This is a genomic window from Shewanella sp. SW1, from assembly GCF_025653545.1.
Classification (GTDB): domain Bacteria; phylum Pseudomonadota; class Gammaproteobacteria; order Enterobacterales; family Shewanellaceae; genus Shewanella; species Shewanella oncorhynchi.
The window spans coordinates 118,901-134,344 of sequence record NZ_JAKKSG010000012.1; the positions used below are offsets into that span (position 1 = coordinate 118,901).

Here is a 15,444-nt window from a genome sequence, read left to right on the forward strand (position 1 = left end):
GCGTTTCACATCTGTCACCTAAAAACCGTCATTGACAGACATGATACTAAGTAGCATGACAACGACGACAGAGCCAACAATGCCTCCCATAACAAGAATCATCAACGGTTCAAGAAGACTGGTAATTTTAGTAGTCCAAGCTCCAAAATCATTACGACTACGGCTAGCTATCTCTTCAAACACAGGGCTCAGCTGACCACTTTCTTCACCCACTTCAAGTAAAGAAACATAAAAATCAGGATAAATAACACTAACGCTTAAGGCTTCAGTGAGGCTTATACCCCGTTTAATTTTTGATTTTGCAGCATGTAATCCTTGGCGAATAGCGCTATTCTTAACGGTGCCTGCCGCTAGCTCGATAGCTTTATCCAGCTTTACACCAGCATCAAGCATTAACGCCATACTGGTGTTAAAACGAATACGCTCAATCTGATAAATAGCAGACTTAAATATTGGCAACTTAACCAAAGTATCATCTAACCAATCGTTGATTAATCCTTTTTGTAAGGCGTATTTTATCCCAATTCCGGACAATACAATCGCAGCTAAAAGCCACCACTGATAGTTTCGCATCCATTCACTGGCATTGAGCAAAAACTGGGTATAAAGAGGTAAATTGTCATTACCATCGAATAGCCCACCCATTTGTGGAACAATAAAATTAAAAACAAATACAATAGCCAAAATACAAACTGCAAGAATAACAGATGGATAAGTTAGTGCCTGAACGATTTTAGCCTTTAACTCTTTTCTAAAAGTGAGATCACGAGCTAACCCTGCAAAGACACTACTTAGCTCCCCACTTGCTTCGCCCATTTTAACTAAATTGACATAAAGAGAATCAAAGTGTGGATGGTGAGATAACGCATCGGCAAGCGACTCTCCTCTTTTAACCGCTAAAGAAAGTTCTGATAGTAACTTACCCGATGGTGAATTAGATTTCCCCTTGCTTAAAATATGCAAACTACGATCTATCTTAACCCCACTTCGCAGCAATAAAGATAATTCTGAGGTTATAAACTCTAACTCATCTAATGTTAATTTGTCAGATGTAAACAAATTACCATTGCGAGTACTTGGTTTCATCTTTATCGAGACTAAATGTAGCCCTTGCTGTACAAGAGCACTTTTAGCTGTATCCAGATCAACACTCTCTATGCTGCTATTTACAACCGCACCACTTGAGTCATACGCTTTGTATTCAAAAATAACCATCAACCAGCCACTCTAATCACTTCATCAATGGTTGTTTGCCCTAAAATAGCTTTGACTAACCCATCTTGCAGTAAAGTTCGACCACCACGAGCTTGATTTAGTTTCCACGCATTTATTGGAAAATTCTCATCTTTTGGTAAAGCTTTTATCGCTTCATCACAACGTAAATACTCCACAATTGCGACACGTCCACGATACCCCGTATGAGCACAATGCTCACAGCCTATCGACTTTTGCAAATTGATATCATAACCATAAGTATCAGCTAAGGTTGTTAACTGATACTGACTTATTTTTTCAGACTGCAACGGATCAGGTTGTGAACAATGCTCACAAAGTTTTCGCACAAGACGTTGAGCCACAATAGAGACAATTGCAGCGTTAAGTAGGTATTCTTCAGCACCGAGATCCAGTAATCGGGTATAAGCACTCGGAGCATCATTCGTATGTACTGTTGAAAATACTAAGTGTCCCGTCAGTGCAGATTGCATCGCAATTTGAGCGGTTTCTTTATCTCGGATCTCACCGAGCATAATTACATCAGGATCTTGACGCACGATACTGCGTAAACCCGCGGCGAAGTCAAATCCAATATTGGCTTGAACTTGCACTTGGTTTATCCCTTCAATTTGATATTCAACAGGATCTTCTAAGGTAATAATTTTGACACTTTCACTATTGATTGCGTTTAAGAAAGTATAAAGACTCGTCGTTTTACCTGAACCAGTTGGGCCAGTAAGCAAGATAACACCGGCCGTTTTCTTAATATCTTCACGAATTGAACGCTCAATATCCGCAGAAAGACCCAGTACTTCCATACTGTAATTAATCGCATCCTGCCTTAAAAAACGCATGACAATACTTTCACCGTCATGGAGCGGAAGCGCTGAAACCCGAATATCTAAGTCTTCATTGGCAATCTTCATTCCAATTTTGCCATCCTGTGGACGCCGCTTTTCAGCAATATCCATTCCAGACAAAATCTTTAAACGGGAAGCAATTGGTAATCTCATTCGTGGTGGGATCCAATCAGCCTCCTGCAAAACACCATCAATTCTAAAGCGAACACGATATCGATTGCCTATAGGCTCTAAGTGCATATCAGATGCTCTAGCTTTAAGGGCTCGAGAAATCAAAGAGTTGAGCATATTAACTGTTGGTGCTTCACCGGCCAACTCACGTAAACGGTCTTCTTCTAAATCAGTAAGTTCTTCATTAGTGGAGACATTGACAGTATCTGTTTGCTCAAACTGTAGCTTGAGCCTCTGAAGTTGTGCTTCTGTAGCAATCAATAAAGAAATATTGAGATTTTTTTGTCCTATATATTGGTTTGCTTCAGGTGAAAAAGGGTCACTGGCGACAACAATATGAGGAAAGGAAAAATCTGTTGGTTGTTCAATAACAAACCAGTGATAAGGAGCTAAGTACTGATTATGCTCAATTTGTCGCAATGTAGTAATGTCAAGTCCATTAAAAATTTCATCCGATATAATTTGAGTATCAAGAATTTTTGCATAATAAGTAGGAAGAGCATCCTCTGAAAGCGCGCCAATATTGACTAATATATGCTCTAAACGACCACCATACTTACGCTGAAATGTGGTGGCTTTTTCCATATCAGACAGAGATACATGCAATACTTGTTGCAGTATATTATTAACGTTCATCATTGATAAATAACGTCTTGATCTTCGTCAGTACCACCCACAACACCATTTTTACCATAGGATTTTAGAGTAAAGGGTAAACCTTGTTCACCTGGTACAGCATAAATATACGGATTGCCCCAAGGGTCCATGGGAACATCTTTAGGTAAATATGGACCATCCCATTTGGGGTTAGTCGATGATCTCAACTCACTAAGTGCAGATGGGTAATTACCTATATCTAATCTGTAAGTATCCAAAGCTGTTGCCATCATCTCCATCTGAACAGCTGCAGCCTTTGTTTTACTTGAACCCACTTTTGAAAACATCGCAGGTGCAACTAGAGACATAAGCAAGCCTAAAATAACGATAACAATTAACAGTTCAATGAGTGTAAAACCGTTTTTTTTCGATAACAAATTAACTTTGCGAGTAAAACACATACAAAAACCTCTCAAACCATACTTTAAAAACTAATTAAGCCTTTCCGGTGACGTTTCTATACCAAGATAAAATTAACCACACATGTTGAATGACGTAACTGTAAACGAAAAAAATACTAATAAAAAACAAAAACATAAACACTTCAGGAAGCACAAAGAACTCACCTAATATGCCTAGCCCTGCAATTAATATCGCACAAGAACTGATAATGATAAGCGACTGATTAGAGCTGAAACCTGCACGCATAAAAATATGGTGCAAATGGTCACGGTCTGGTTTAAAAGGCGATTCGCCCTTCTTAACTCTGCGATACATAATAGCGACCATATCCATTAAAGGAATTGCAATCAAGTAAAGAGCCGTTACAGGTCTAAAAGCTTTGATTGAAGCATCAACACTTACAACAAGCAGCCACACTATTGTAAAACCAATTAGCATACTACCTGCATCCCCCATAAAGACTTTACTAAGCAATTTGGATGGCCAACCAAGATTAAACATTAAATAGGCTAGCAAGGCTGCAATAAATAGCAGAGGCAAGAGACACCAATGACTACCAGCAAGATAAAGTAATAAAAAAAGTGCAGAGAAAGTAATAACACTCAGTGAACCCGCTAATCCATCAATACCATCAACCATGTTAAATGCGTTAATTGCACCAATAACAGCAACTGTTGTTATAAAAACACCAACAACACCTAATGATATAACTCCAAAACCAAACAGATTCCCAAAATCTTTGATGTAATACTCTGCCCCAAAAATCATCATTGCCGCAACTAACATTTGAGCAACAAGGCGATAACTTACAGCAAGATCATACCTGTCGTCTAGAATGCCTATAAACAACATCATTGATGAAGCTAATAGATAAATATTTAAAACATGGCTATGAGGAATAAATAGCATACTAGTAGTTAAAACAGCTAGATAAATAGCCAAACCACCGATCAAAGGTACTTGACCAACATGTTGTTTTCGCGCATTAGGCGAATCAACTAATCCAGCCTTAATGGCAATTGGTCTAACACAGCTTATCGCTACAAATGAAACTATAAAAGCCGAAATAAGGGGTATCATGTAATCCATGACTAATCATCCTAACAAAAAGTGTGGGAAGTTACCCCCACACTCATAAACATAAACAATGAGATACGCAGTTATAAATTACCAATAGTTGCTACTGCTACAGCAGTGTTATAAATGATCTGAGTAATCTGGCTCCATAAAGTTAAATTATCTTTATACTCAGTATCTAATGGGACGATAATTGTATCGCCAGGCTGTAGCTTATCTTCATTACTAAACCAGAATGAATTTGTAGGTAACATTACTGCACCATTTGCTTTCACAACGTACATTCTATCATCATCGGCACGTTTACGTGTGCCACCTGACATAGATACGTACTGCTCAATTGTTAAACCAGGCTTAAATCTGTGTGTGGCGGCATTTTGCACCTCTCCCATTACTGCAATTGTCTGCTGAGTAGAAGGTATATACAAAATATCCTGATTCTCTAATTGTAAATCAGCTTGCTTTATACCTACAGATATAGCAGATAGATCAACAACAAGGCGTCCGATTGCTCTGATGTTTTGCAAATCATCTAACATCAACTGTGCATCAGAGTAATTGATAACGTTCCCATCTTTCGATACACCACGAGTTGCAATTTCTCTTCTGAGTTGGTCTGCTAACTTCTGGATTTCTAGCTGTTCCTGTTTTCGCACTGACTCACGCACAAACACTGCTGAGGGTAAGTATGCATAATCAGTGAATCCACCGGCTCGTTCAATGACAGCCTCTAAAGTTTCGCCACGACGTATATTATATGTACCAGGAAATTTAACTTCTCCACGTATTTCCACCGACTGATGCTCTTGCCAATCAGGAATGGTCATCACTGTGAGGATATCACGGCTCTTCAGCTGCATATTGTCAGAAGCGTCATGACTCAAAGCTCTAGATAATTCAATATTCTGATGTGAGACAATTGAGCCATTGTTATCATTAAGCGTTCGCGTTAACTCGGCTCTGACTAAGTATGCGCCTTCTTTTAAACCACCACCTGCAGCGACTAGATCTCGAACATCACCATTGACGGCTAATGGATATACAGAAGGGTAACGAACTTGCCCATTAACTGAGACTATCTGTGCTTCACTGCCATTTCGACTTTGAATCGTGAGCATACGGATCACAGGATAAAGTAGCTCCTGACGAGTCATGACATGACTTAATTTAATCAAGGCAGGATCATCAAACAAATTTGCCAACATCTTACTCACTTCTTGGCTAATTGTTGCTACTTGCTGCTGCTCTTCCTTATTCGTTTTATTGATAACAACACCAGCTAATTCTTGCTTATTATCAAAAGCACTCTTTTTGGAACTCGAAGCTGTTAACTCAGAAAAACCTTGCTTAAAAATGTCACTTGTCAGGAAATTCTCATCACTAAGCTCATTCAAGGTACTTACTCGAGCTTTTACTAACTTATTCAACTCGTAACGATTTTGATCATCATCACTAAAATTAAACACTATAATCCTATCACGGGGTTCAAGCAGTAAATCGTCAGTAACAGAGTGATTAACGATAGCTTGACTAGGCGCAAATTGATGGACCTCAACATCGCCATACTTATTTATCTCCCTTAATATAATTGCGTAGTCTAGATCGGCTGAGACTAACAGATCACCCCAGAGAGAAGGTAATAAATCGCTGACCCGTTGACCTTCATACCACTGATATTTACCAGGACGAACAACAGCTCCCACAACTGTTATAGCACTTTCAAACTGACTAGAAACACCTTTAACATTAATAATGTCTCCAGCCGAAACGAGAACGTTTCTACCTTTATCTGTTGTTAAATCAACATTTAAAAATGATTTCAATCCTTCACGATTATAACGTTCAACAGAGCTTGCTTTGGGATAAGCACCAGCCTTCAGGCCTGCTGCCATAGTGATGACATCGGCCATCGTTTCATTATTTTTTACTTCATAAATTGCTGGGCGACGAACTTCACCATCAACAGTAACCAATCCGCCTACTGCTGGAATAAAAACAACATCACCAGATTGCAGGCGAAGATCACCAGACGCATCACCCCTCATCAATAAGTCATATAGATCTAAGGTACCAATCAATTTACCGCTGCGTTTCAGTTGTACATTACGGAGTGAACCAATTTCATTAAGGCCGCCAGCCACAAACAAGGCTTGGGTAATAGTTGATAAACTTGAGACAGTATATGAACCAGGCTTATACGCGTCTCCGGCAACAAAAATTCTGATTGAGCGCAAATCCCCCATAGTGATATTAGCTTCTACACCAATCATTTGCTGCTTAATGACTAATGATAAAGACTCCCGCAATTCACTAAAAGTTAGTCCAGATACAGAAACAGGCCCTAATTCAGGGAATCGAATACTACCGTCGCGATCAACTAACAGGTCAAGTTGCTTATTCTCTTTTCCATATAACTGCACTTTCACGGTATCACCTGGTCCGACAATATAATCACTCGAAACAGGAATGTCTGTCACAGGTGCAAAAGTAGTCGGCTCACCATTAAAGAGGTCATAACCAAACCTCTTCAACTCTTTGTCTTTAAATTCTTTTTTCTCTTTGAGGTACTTTTCAACCTCAAGTGTAATTGCACTTTTCTCCTCAGAATCAAAGTCTTCTAAATTCTTATCAATTCTGGGATTGACTAGTGTTGGGTTTGTTAAACTTGATTTAGCATTCGTCTTGTCATTCAAACTGCTCAGCATTGATGGATCTATGCCATATTGGGAAGCTAAACGTGTTTGTTCTGATTTAGGTAATTTCTTGAATTGTTCAATCATTTGTGGAGATGGAGTAGCTGCGTGTACCTGCCCCCCAATCAATATGGCGAAACTAATGCCTAATATGATGAATTTTTTGACGTGTTGTAACACCCGATATCTCCATTGATTTATGTATTTATGTACAAATTTTCTATTTTAATACTAATTGCCAGGTAACATACCAAAACACAAAAAGTAAAACTATGCAATTCAAATAGATATACACATTAGTGTGCAATAAATGATCATTCTACAGCCGGATAAAATCCTTTTCACTGCTGAACAAAACTACACTCCTCGAAAAAGAAATCAGTTCGCAAGTGTAACCGCTTTTTGAGCCGGAATTCTAACTGAATTAACTGACTTCGACTACATGTTCATCGCACAAGATACGCCTATGCCTAAATATGTAAATACCTAATGCATGTGGAAGGGAGTGTAGAGCAGGACTCAAGCCAACATAGAATTTACACAAAAAAACATAAGCTTGACAAAATATTTTAGTCACAAAAATCATATATAAGAATGATGTTGTTCTCCTGCAAAAGCGAACCAACATGTTTAATTTTGTAACGCATATGAAAAATTAGATATTACCATTACAAAACAATACCTTACACCTTTCTTGACTGCAAAGATAAACACACCAGTCTTGGCATCGAAATAGGCCATGACTTAGGTGCAAAAAATCTGACTTGAGGTGACCGATATAAACTATTAACTCATCTACATTGATTTAGTAAAAATGTCTTCCAAGTCGCGGCCTTTAACCCTGAAAACACCATTTTTAAACCGTAAATTAACCTCCAGGCCCTTAGAGCGTTCGTTCTGATGGAAGACTACTACTGCGCTAATTACTAGGGACGCGCTATCGAAAAACTCGGCCATACTTCTCGAGAATGGAGGATCCATGCTGCAGAGGCAATAAAAATTATATCAACGATGTTATGCTCTTGCTGAAACAGCTTGTCGGCCAAAGGTCAGTTTTGTATCCAAAAGCCGTCGAACTCCATGACATTCAATCCTTATAATGCGCATCAGTGAACGCTTGGAGGAAAACCACACAGCTAACTGGAATCAACAGCAAGATTGCCTTACTGAGTACGGCCCAATTGTAGTGAAAACTCGCCGTCAGTAAATACTAAGCATTCCACTCATTCTTGAAGATACTGATAACAAGTTATTTACTATTGTCAGAGACTTTATGAGTTTCAGTTGTATTTATTAGAATCAAAACTGATCGTTACATAATAGGGTCAACAAGTTACTGATGAAAAGCCACGGCGATATAATAGCGATAATACTTAACAGCTGATAATGTCACCACTTAGCTTACCAAAATTGACTTTGGTTGCTTTTAAGGGGTATATAAGGTGGGATTTTAGCGAAAATACTCATTTTACTGCTAAACACATTACTTTTATTATAAGAACGTAACAATAACCCATACGTAACTAGCGGTTATTCAACAATTAATGAATGCTATAGCGCGAATTAATGCTTGATTAAACCTGCAGGCGATATTGGGACGAGCAACAACCATTTTTCTGTGGTGACATCATCCTGTTTCAGGGGCCCACAGGCAATCACGAGCTTAAGGTGGAAGACTTCATGAGCGTAGCAAAACCACAAGGAACGATGCTTGGGCATCCCAAGGGATTGTTCCTGCTGTTTACAACAGAACTTTGGGAACGATTTAGTTATTATGCAATGCGTGCCATTTTGGTACTGTATTTAGTTGATCAGGTGGGTAAACAAGGCGGTGGCGGCTTAGGATTTAGCCAAGCTGATGCTTTATCCTTGTATGGTACTTTTACTGCGTTAGTGTATTTAACGCCGCTGATTGGTGGTTGGTTAGCTGATAATTTTCTGGGTCAGCGCAAAGCCATTTATTTTGGTGGTGCGTTAATGGCGGCTGGCCAATTTATGCTAGCTGCGCCTCATGCTTGGTTTCCTGGTATTGAAACGACCATTTTTTATATCGGTTTAGGTACCCTCATTCTGGGTAATGGTTTGTTTAAGCCGAACATTTCCACTATGGTGGGCGATCTCTACGAGGAAGGTGATCACCGTCGCGATGGTGCATTTACTATTTTCTATATGGGAATCAATTTAGGTGCGGCATTATCCGGCTTTATTGTTGCTTGGGCTTATACTAGCTTTGGCCACACTGAAATGGTTAATGGCCAAGAGGTTTTTGTTAATAACTGGCAGGCAGGTTTCTTCTGTGCTGGTATTGGTATGCTGCTGTCGCTGGTGATTCAATTTTTATTTGCTCAAAAACTGTTAGGTAACATTGGTACCGTGCCAGCGGCCAAGCTAGAACGTGAACGCCAGGCTAAGCTAGGTAATACCCGTAAAGAACCACTTACTAAAATTGAGCGTGATCGTCTCAAGGTAATTATGGTGCTGGGTTTGTTCACTATTATTTTCTGGGCGGGCTTTGAACAAGCGGGCGGGTTAATGAACTTATTTACCAATGAGTTTACTGACCGTTACATAGGTACTTGGGAAGTGCCCACAACTTATTTCCAATCGCTAAACGCTATTTTTATTGTGTTATTTGCCCCTGTAATTGCTTCTATCTGGATCCGTTTAGGTAAAAATGAACCTAACTCGCCAGTAAAGTTTGCCTTAGGTTTGTTCTTATTGGCGATTGGCTTCTTGTTCATGATTGGCGCTGTGGTTGAGATGGGTAGCGATCCTACTGCTAAATCAAGCATGTGGTGGTTAGTGGGTGCTTATTTCTTCCATACTATGGGTGAATTATGTTTGTCACCTATTGGCTTGTCTATGGTGACTAAGCTTGCTCCACTGCGTATTGCCTCTTTGATGATGGGCGCTTGGTTCCTGTTTATTGCGATGGCGAACAAGGTTGCTGGGATCGTAGGCTCTTTGATTGGTCACGGTGGTGGCAAAGAGGAACAACTTGCTAATGCTATGTCAATTTTTGCTGGTATCGCGATTACAGCGGCTCTGTCTGGCGTGATCCTGTATTTTATGGCTGACAAATTAGTCGATTGGATGCATGGCGCAGAAACCAAGCATCATACTGAAGCCGAAGCCTTAGAAAGTGAAATTGCAGTGACGGCTGAACATGAAGCGATAAAACGTTAATTATCCTGTTCAACTGTTTTGACTGTTAAAACAAAACGCCTTACTCGCAAGAGTAAGGCGTTTTTGTTAAGTCAGCTATTCGGTATACTCAATTTAGCCAAAGCGTCAAAAAAACTAAAGGCTTAACTGTAGAAAACCACCAGCAGGTAGCGTTGCATCATAGACTAAGCCCTTAAACTTATTATCAAGTAAAGCTTGTTTATGCTCATGCTCACTTGTCGCAATACACAACTGTTCTTGCGGTAAAATACTTCGGAACTGAATGCTCGGTTTACCCCAGTCTAACACGCCAAGCTGAAGACTCTCAGACAGTGCTAACGGGCTTAATCCCTCGTCATTACGCAGATAACAACGCAGCCCCTTACCAGCCTGTGCAATAGCTGCACGGTACTTAGTTAGCTCAATGGCAACATAAATCATATCGGCTTTAATATCGAGACCAGATTTCACTAAACGCTCGTTCAAATAGCTCATCATGTTAAAGGGTTCAATAATGCTTTGACTCTGGCCATTTCGAAAATCTTTAAGTTTCTGATTAACAAAACTTCTCAGCAGAACGCAGGCAAACGCAGCTCGATTATCCTCTGGGTACAAATGGGCCATGTACATAATCAGGTGATCACTACCAACCATAGTTGAATCAATGAAATAACTGCTTATATCGCTATTTTTATAAAGGCTATAGTCAACCTTGGCTGCCGGATAACTAATATTTGAAGCGGGAAAGAGTTGTTGCTGAACTTGTTTTGCCGCAGCAACACTTTGCTCAAGCAATGCTAGATTATCACTTAATTCTTGGTGGGATAACGCGTCAAAATCTGCGGCTTGAGTATCATCAATGTAGGAACTATGAAGGCTTTGTTTAATGGCTTGTTCAATAATAAATAAATCAGATACTGGCTTAACGAGATAATCACTTGCGCCAATGCGTAAGGCTTCTACGACGTCAGCCATGACATTATTACCCGAGATCACGATAGAAGGCACTAAAGGTGCTAACCTTGTCATTTCCTTAAGCATATCGAGCCCACCGAGCTTAGGCATACTCAAGTCTGCAAGAACAATATCGAAGCGCTGCGATTTAAAAACTGACAATCCTTGTTCACCATCACAGGCTTGTGTAACTTGCGCACCTCTGCTATCGAGAAAGCTTGCAACAATCTGCCTAAACACGGGGTCATCTTCAACTAAAAGAACCGCAACACCATTTAACGCCATAAAGGTTCCCGAATAAAGTTCATCGCATAGCCATTACTCAAGTGAATATGCCAATAACAAAATTTAACAAGGCTAGCATTTGATGACTAAAGACAAATGCTGTCAAGTACGGCCAATAGGGTTACTCAAGCTCCTGCATATACTGATCGAGCAACTCATCATCATCTTGCTTTTGAGGGACATTACCATCATAGACTTTATAGTCCATGTGCTGTAAATATGCATCTTTGACAAAGGCATAGGGATCGAGTGCATTATCAACAAGTCGCTCTTGATCGATTGCTGATGCTCTAGAATGAAGGTTTTTAAGTCCCCATTTAACAATGGATTGCCACATTGTTAACTCAGACAATGGGAAGTATAGACCATCAACCCAATCAGACGCGAGTTCTCGCACAACATAAGGACCCACAAATGGCGCCATGAAGTAAGGTCCATTAGGCACCCCATAATAACCCAGCACTTCATTAAACTCATCTTGCTTGCGGCTCATACCCATCATGTCAGCGACATCAATGACACCTAATAAGCCGACAGTAGAATTGATTGTAAAGCGTCCACCAGCATTAGCTGCCCAGCCCCACTTACCCTGCAGCACATTGTTTACTAAGCTGCTAGGTTCCTCTAAATTCTGCACAAAGTTATTGATACCTGTTTTAGCAGGCGTAGGAATATAATCGTTATAACCATGGGCTACAGGACGATATAAATATCTATCTAGGTAGAGATAGTTGAAGTCCCACATAGCTCGGTTAAAGCCTTCGAACGGATCGCGGGGATCGTCATAGGTAATTTGTACCTTAGCAGGTGTTTCCTGCTGAATGGTATCTGGTAGGGATACTTCAGCCGATTGCACTTTAGGCAACAGCATTAACCCCAAAGATAATCCCATCCATTTTAACTTCATATCGCTCTCTTAATATAAATGTACAGTTTAGACATCAAATTTTCGCTAAAGTGACAATACAAAAATGACGATATAAAGATAATTCGTCTTAGTGGCATACTATCCAGTATGACAGTTCCTTTGTCACAAGGCGCATAAGCATACTTGGCAAAAAAAATTGGTCAATTGTTAATTTTACTAAACGAATGTATCGCAGGATAAACTATATAAGGTCATTAAATGGAGTCGATTCCACTTGTCAGCAGTCAAAATTCGCAGTTACACACTGCGATGGCTAGCACTGATGCCCTCAATGCTACTCCACGCCCTATTCCAGCTCAGGTGCAAACATCACCTGAAGGAGATAGTATTATTCTAAACGGTACAGAATATAATTTAAAGCTAGTTAATGCTCAACAGCGGCAAATATTGTTGACTGCTAATAGCTTTTTAGTCACGCCCAATGCGCAAAACAGCTCAACTCCAACTACGATAGTGCAAAACTCCACTAGCCAACTGCTTGCGTTAGCTGCACCTCTCGTACTGAAAATCCCTGAGGCAGTGATCAATCTGGCGCAACAAAATGGCATCTCTCAAACGCAGCTTTCAGCGCTCGCGGCTCGCACACAGGGCTATCCATTACCCAACGTCACTATAGTTAACAAGGAGCTTCAATTTGCTAATGGTACCGTTGTAGCACAAGATCCTGGACCCCAGCTGAATCAAGGTGAATTCATCGCGAAAATAGCCTTTCAACAAGGGCGCCCTATTTTATTACTCACCCCAATACAGAGCAAACTCGAAATCATAATTGGGACGCCAGTAAATGAAACTCAGGTTCCCACAAATAAACCATCTTCTGATCTTGTGATCGCGAAAATTGAACCAGCCCAGATCATTGCGTCCTTTCTAAAAAAACTCGAAAATATCAACTTTCTACCTGAGCCCACAAAACAAATGGTCACGGCTAAAGTCGATATAATGCAGCTTCAAAGTAAAGTAGATGTTCCATCAGCGCCTACTGCTACTGGCTCACAGAATATCTCTAACGCGCAAGTCATAACGCCAACAACTAAAGACTTAGGTCAGATCAGCACCCAAAACTCAGCCCTTGAAAATCGGCTTGTGGGTCAATCACCGGCATCACAAATGGGTGAAAACGTAAATAGCAAAAACGGGTTACCTCAAGGCTCAAAAACGTCACAAGAAATCCTAAGTGTGAGTCCTACAGACATAAATAAACTTAAGAATATTTATGGATCCAGTAGCCAAAAGAGTGAACAACAAAGCAATGATGCTAAGACTGACACTTCGGTAAAAGTGGCTGATGTCTTACAAAAAGCGTTCAATAAAGCGGGGGCACTTCCTATTGAGCTATCTCGTTCTAATAGCAGCTCGAATTTAGCATCTGAGTTATTGAAACACCTACCGCATTTAGGGCTACCACCACTGAGCCAATTGAATGATATCGATGAACTCAAAGCCAATATTCTCGGCCTAGCGAGTCTAAATCTTGCTACACCTCAATCAAATCAAGCCTCTATGCTCATGAATGGGAGTGCAATTACCTCACTTTTTCAATTGCTACTTGGCTTTAAAGCCAATAACAATTCGAATTCCGTTAGCAAAAAGCTTGCCGACTACCTTGAGCAGTTACAAGCTAAAGTGGGCTTCTCCACTAAACTTCTTGGGCAACTGAGCAAAGCAGGAGGCCTTGATAGCATGGGACTATTAGCCTCTAACCTGCATTTATACCAACAGGCAAGTAATGAGAGCGCTGGCAATTTGGTGTGGTTCTTTGCCCTTCCCTATGGCATTAACCAACGACAGGAGCAACTGGAAGGGAAATTTGAGCAAGAAGCCGATCCTGATGACCCAGATAAAAAAATGGGATGGCGTTTACAACTGAAGTTTAATCTAGCACAAGGACCTCTGCTGATTTCAGCCCAAAACCACAATCAACAATTAGATATCCAGTTTAAAGGCAATAGTCAGATACTACTTAATAAGGTTAATAACTTTTTAACGCCCTTAAGCCAAAAACTATCACAACTGGGTTTTACGCCTGGAGAACTATCAACTCAAATAGCGCAAGTACCAGCAACCTTATTACCTGGTGATCATTTCCTCGTAAAGACAAAAGCTTAATGAGTGACAATGTTCCAACACTAATATTGAGTTCATTATACAAAACATTGGAAATAACGATATGAGTGAAGAGAGTGAACCGAAACAAGCTGTCGCACTGAGCTACGATGGCCGTAACGCTCCTAAAATAGTCGCGACTGGTGAAGGGCTTATCGCAGAAGAAATTATTGCCTTAGCTAAGGCTAACGGCGTTTATATCCATCAAGATCCCCATCTGAGCCATTTTTTGCAATTGCTAGAGTTAGGAGAGGAAATTCCCAAGGAGCTTTACCTGCTTATCGCCGAACTGATTGCATTTGTGTATATGCTCGACGGTAAATTTCCTGAGCAATGGAATAATATGCATAAAAAAATTGTCGAGAAGGCATAAAATAAAAAAGCTAATTCAGAAAAATTAGCTTTTAGTATTCAATAGGCTAACGATTACTTACGATGCAGACGGATCAACAGCTCGGCTTCAGCTTTAGGTAATTCGCATTCCTTAATCAATTCGTCGACGCCAGCACCAAGCGCGACCATCTTCATGGCTCGAGTATAAAGTTTTGCCTGTGGATCCTGTTGAGTCGTCTCTTCAATCCGTTCAGACTGTTGCAGTATGCGTTTTTCTAATTCAATAACACGACGGCCTACACCGATTGTGCCACTGCGTAATTCTTGCAATTCGCGTTTAAAAGACTCTCGCTGCCGATCGCCCTCTTTAACTAACACAGTTAATGCCTCAACTTTGCTTCTTAATTTACTCAATTGCTTTTGTAAAAAGAGTACTAACCCTAAGCATGCGATGACATAGACTAACGCTGCGATCAAAAATTCATCGCCCATCAAAAATCCTTATACTCACTCAAAGCCATATATTAAGAGCTGGCTTACAATTGAGTTATCTATTCCAAAGTGCTCACTTAACGTCACCAATATAATTGGCCATTGTTCA

11 protein-coding genes and 1 pseudogene are annotated in these 15,444 nt (G+C 40.2%); 4 read left to right on the forward strand and 8 right to left on the reverse strand.

The window, feature by feature from the left end:
- Nucleotides 1–18: 18 nt before the first annotated feature.
- The 5 genes from L5M71_RS12485 to L5M71_RS12505 form a co-directional block, all read right to left on the reverse strand.
- Nucleotides 19–1,215 (reverse strand): type II secretion system F family protein, encoded by a 1,197-nt coding sequence (locus L5M71_RS12485; RefSeq protein ID WP_263207714.1) that lies wholly within the window; start codon nt 1,213–1,215, stop codon nt 19–21.
- Complete coding sequence (locus L5M71_RS12490; RefSeq protein WP_263207756.1) at nt 1,215–2,882, reverse strand: GspE/PulE family protein; 1,668 nt, start codon at nt 2,880–2,882, stop codon at nt 1,215–1,217. The genes L5M71_RS12485 and L5M71_RS12490 overlap by 1 nt, the downstream gene beginning before the upstream one ends.
- On the reverse strand, nt 2,882–3,304 hold the full coding sequence (gene gspG / locus L5M71_RS12495) for a type II secretion system major pseudopilin GspG (protein WP_263207716.1): 423 nt from the start codon (nt 3,302–3,304) through the stop codon (nt 2,882–2,884). Before gspG ends, L5M71_RS12490 begins: the two co-directional genes overlap by 1 nt.
- 34 nt (nt 3,305–3,338) lie before the next feature.
- On the reverse strand, nt 3,339–4,394 hold the full coding sequence (gene wecA / locus L5M71_RS12500) for a UDP-N-acetylglucosamine--undecaprenyl-phosphate N-acetylglucosaminephosphotransferase (RefSeq protein ID WP_263207718.1): 1,056 nt from the start codon (nt 4,392–4,394) through the stop codon (nt 3,339–3,341).
- 71 nt (nt 4,395–4,465) lie between these two features.
- Nucleotides 4,466–7,255: an SLBB domain-containing protein gene (locus tag L5M71_RS12505; RefSeq protein WP_263207720.1), complete on the reverse strand. Its 2,790-nt coding sequence runs from the start codon at nt 7,253–7,255 to the stop codon at nt 4,466–4,468.
- Between the two features lie 627 nt (nt 7,256–7,882).
- Between L5M71_RS12505 and L5M71_RS12510 the strand changes: the two are divergent.
- Both L5M71_RS12510 and L5M71_RS12515 read left to right on the forward strand, forming a co-directional pair.
- Nucleotides 7,883–8,374 (forward strand): annotated as a pseudogene (locus L5M71_RS12510) (IS110 family transposase); the annotation flags it as partial.
- Nucleotides 8,375–8,755: 381 nt separating this feature from the next.
- Entirely contained in the window at nt 8,756–10,261 is a 1,506-nt protein-coding gene (locus tag L5M71_RS12515; protein WP_263184951.1) for a peptide MFS transporter, read from the forward strand.
- A 114-nt stretch (nt 10,262–10,375) separates the two neighbouring features.
- Here the strand turns inward: L5M71_RS12515 and L5M71_RS12520 are convergent, their stop codons facing one another.
- Together L5M71_RS12520 and L5M71_RS12525 are read right to left on the reverse strand one after the other, a co-directional pair.
- Nucleotides 10,376–11,479, reverse strand: coding sequence for a response regulator (locus L5M71_RS12520; RefSeq protein WP_263207723.1), 1,104 nt, complete (start codon nt 11,477–11,479; stop codon nt 10,376–10,378).
- 121 nt (nt 11,480–11,600) lie between these two features.
- Nucleotides 11,601–12,386, reverse strand: a complete 786-nt coding sequence (locus L5M71_RS12525; protein ID WP_263207725.1) for a VacJ family lipoprotein — start codon at nt 12,384–12,386, stop codon at nt 11,601–11,603.
- 219 nt (nt 12,387–12,605) lie between these two features.
- Between L5M71_RS12525 and L5M71_RS12530 the strand changes: the two genes are divergently transcribed.
- Complete coding sequence (locus L5M71_RS12530) at nt 12,606–14,513, forward strand: hypothetical protein (protein WP_263207728.1); 1,908 nt, start codon at nt 12,606–12,608, stop codon at nt 14,511–14,513.
- 61 nt (nt 14,514–14,574) lie between these two features.
- Entirely contained in the window at nt 14,575–14,883 is a 309-nt protein-coding gene (locus L5M71_RS12535; RefSeq protein ID WP_028761167.1) for an EscU/YscU/HrcU family type III secretion system export apparatus switch protein, read from the forward strand.
- A 53-nt stretch (nt 14,884–14,936) separates the two neighbouring features.
- On the opposite strand, the gene L5M71_RS12540 is transcribed toward L5M71_RS12535, so the two are convergent.
- The gene (locus L5M71_RS12540) at nt 14,937–15,335 is read right to left on the reverse strand and encodes a DUF2802 domain-containing protein (protein ID WP_028761168.1); all 399 of its coding nucleotides are present in this window, start codon (nt 15,333–15,335) and stop codon (nt 14,937–14,939) included.
- Between the last annotated feature and the right edge of the window lie 109 nt (nt 15,336–15,444).

Bases quoted from the DNA above. Each gene is read 5' to 3' on its own strand.
- L5M71_RS12535 (WP_028761167.1), top strand. From the start codon at position 14,575: ATGAGTGAAGAGAGTGAACCGAAACAAGCTGTCGCACTGAGCTACGAT.
- L5M71_RS12490 (WP_263207756.1), bottom strand. From the start codon at position 2,882: ATGAACGTTAATAATATACTGCAACAAGTATTGCATGTATCTCTGTCT.
- L5M71_RS12485 (WP_263207714.1), bottom strand. From the start codon at position 1,215: ATGGTTATTTTTGAATACAAAGCGTATGACTCAAGTGGTGCGGTTGTA.
- L5M71_RS12525 (WP_263207725.1), bottom strand. From the start codon at position 12,386: ATGAAGTTAAAATGGATGGGATTATCTTTGGGGTTAATGCTGTTGCCT.
- wecA (WP_263207718.1), bottom strand. From the start codon at position 4,394: ATGGATTACATGATACCCCTTATTTCGGCTTTTATAGTTTCATTTGTA.
- L5M71_RS12515 (WP_263184951.1), top strand. From the start codon at position 8,756: ATGAGCGTAGCAAAACCACAAGGAACGATGCTTGGGCATCCCAAGGGA.
- L5M71_RS12520 (WP_263207723.1), bottom strand. From the start codon at position 11,479: ATGGCGTTAAATGGTGTTGCGGTTCTTTTAGTTGAAGATGACCCCGTG.
- gspG (WP_263207716.1), bottom strand. From the start codon at position 3,304: ATGTGTTTTACTCGCAAAGTTAATTTGTTATCGAAAAAAAACGGTTTT.
- L5M71_RS12530 (WP_263207728.1), top strand. From the start codon at position 12,606: ATGGAGTCGATTCCACTTGTCAGCAGTCAAAATTCGCAGTTACACACT.
- L5M71_RS12540 (WP_028761168.1), bottom strand. From the start codon at position 15,335: ATGGGCGATGAATTTTTGATCGCAGCGTTAGTCTATGTCATCGCATGC.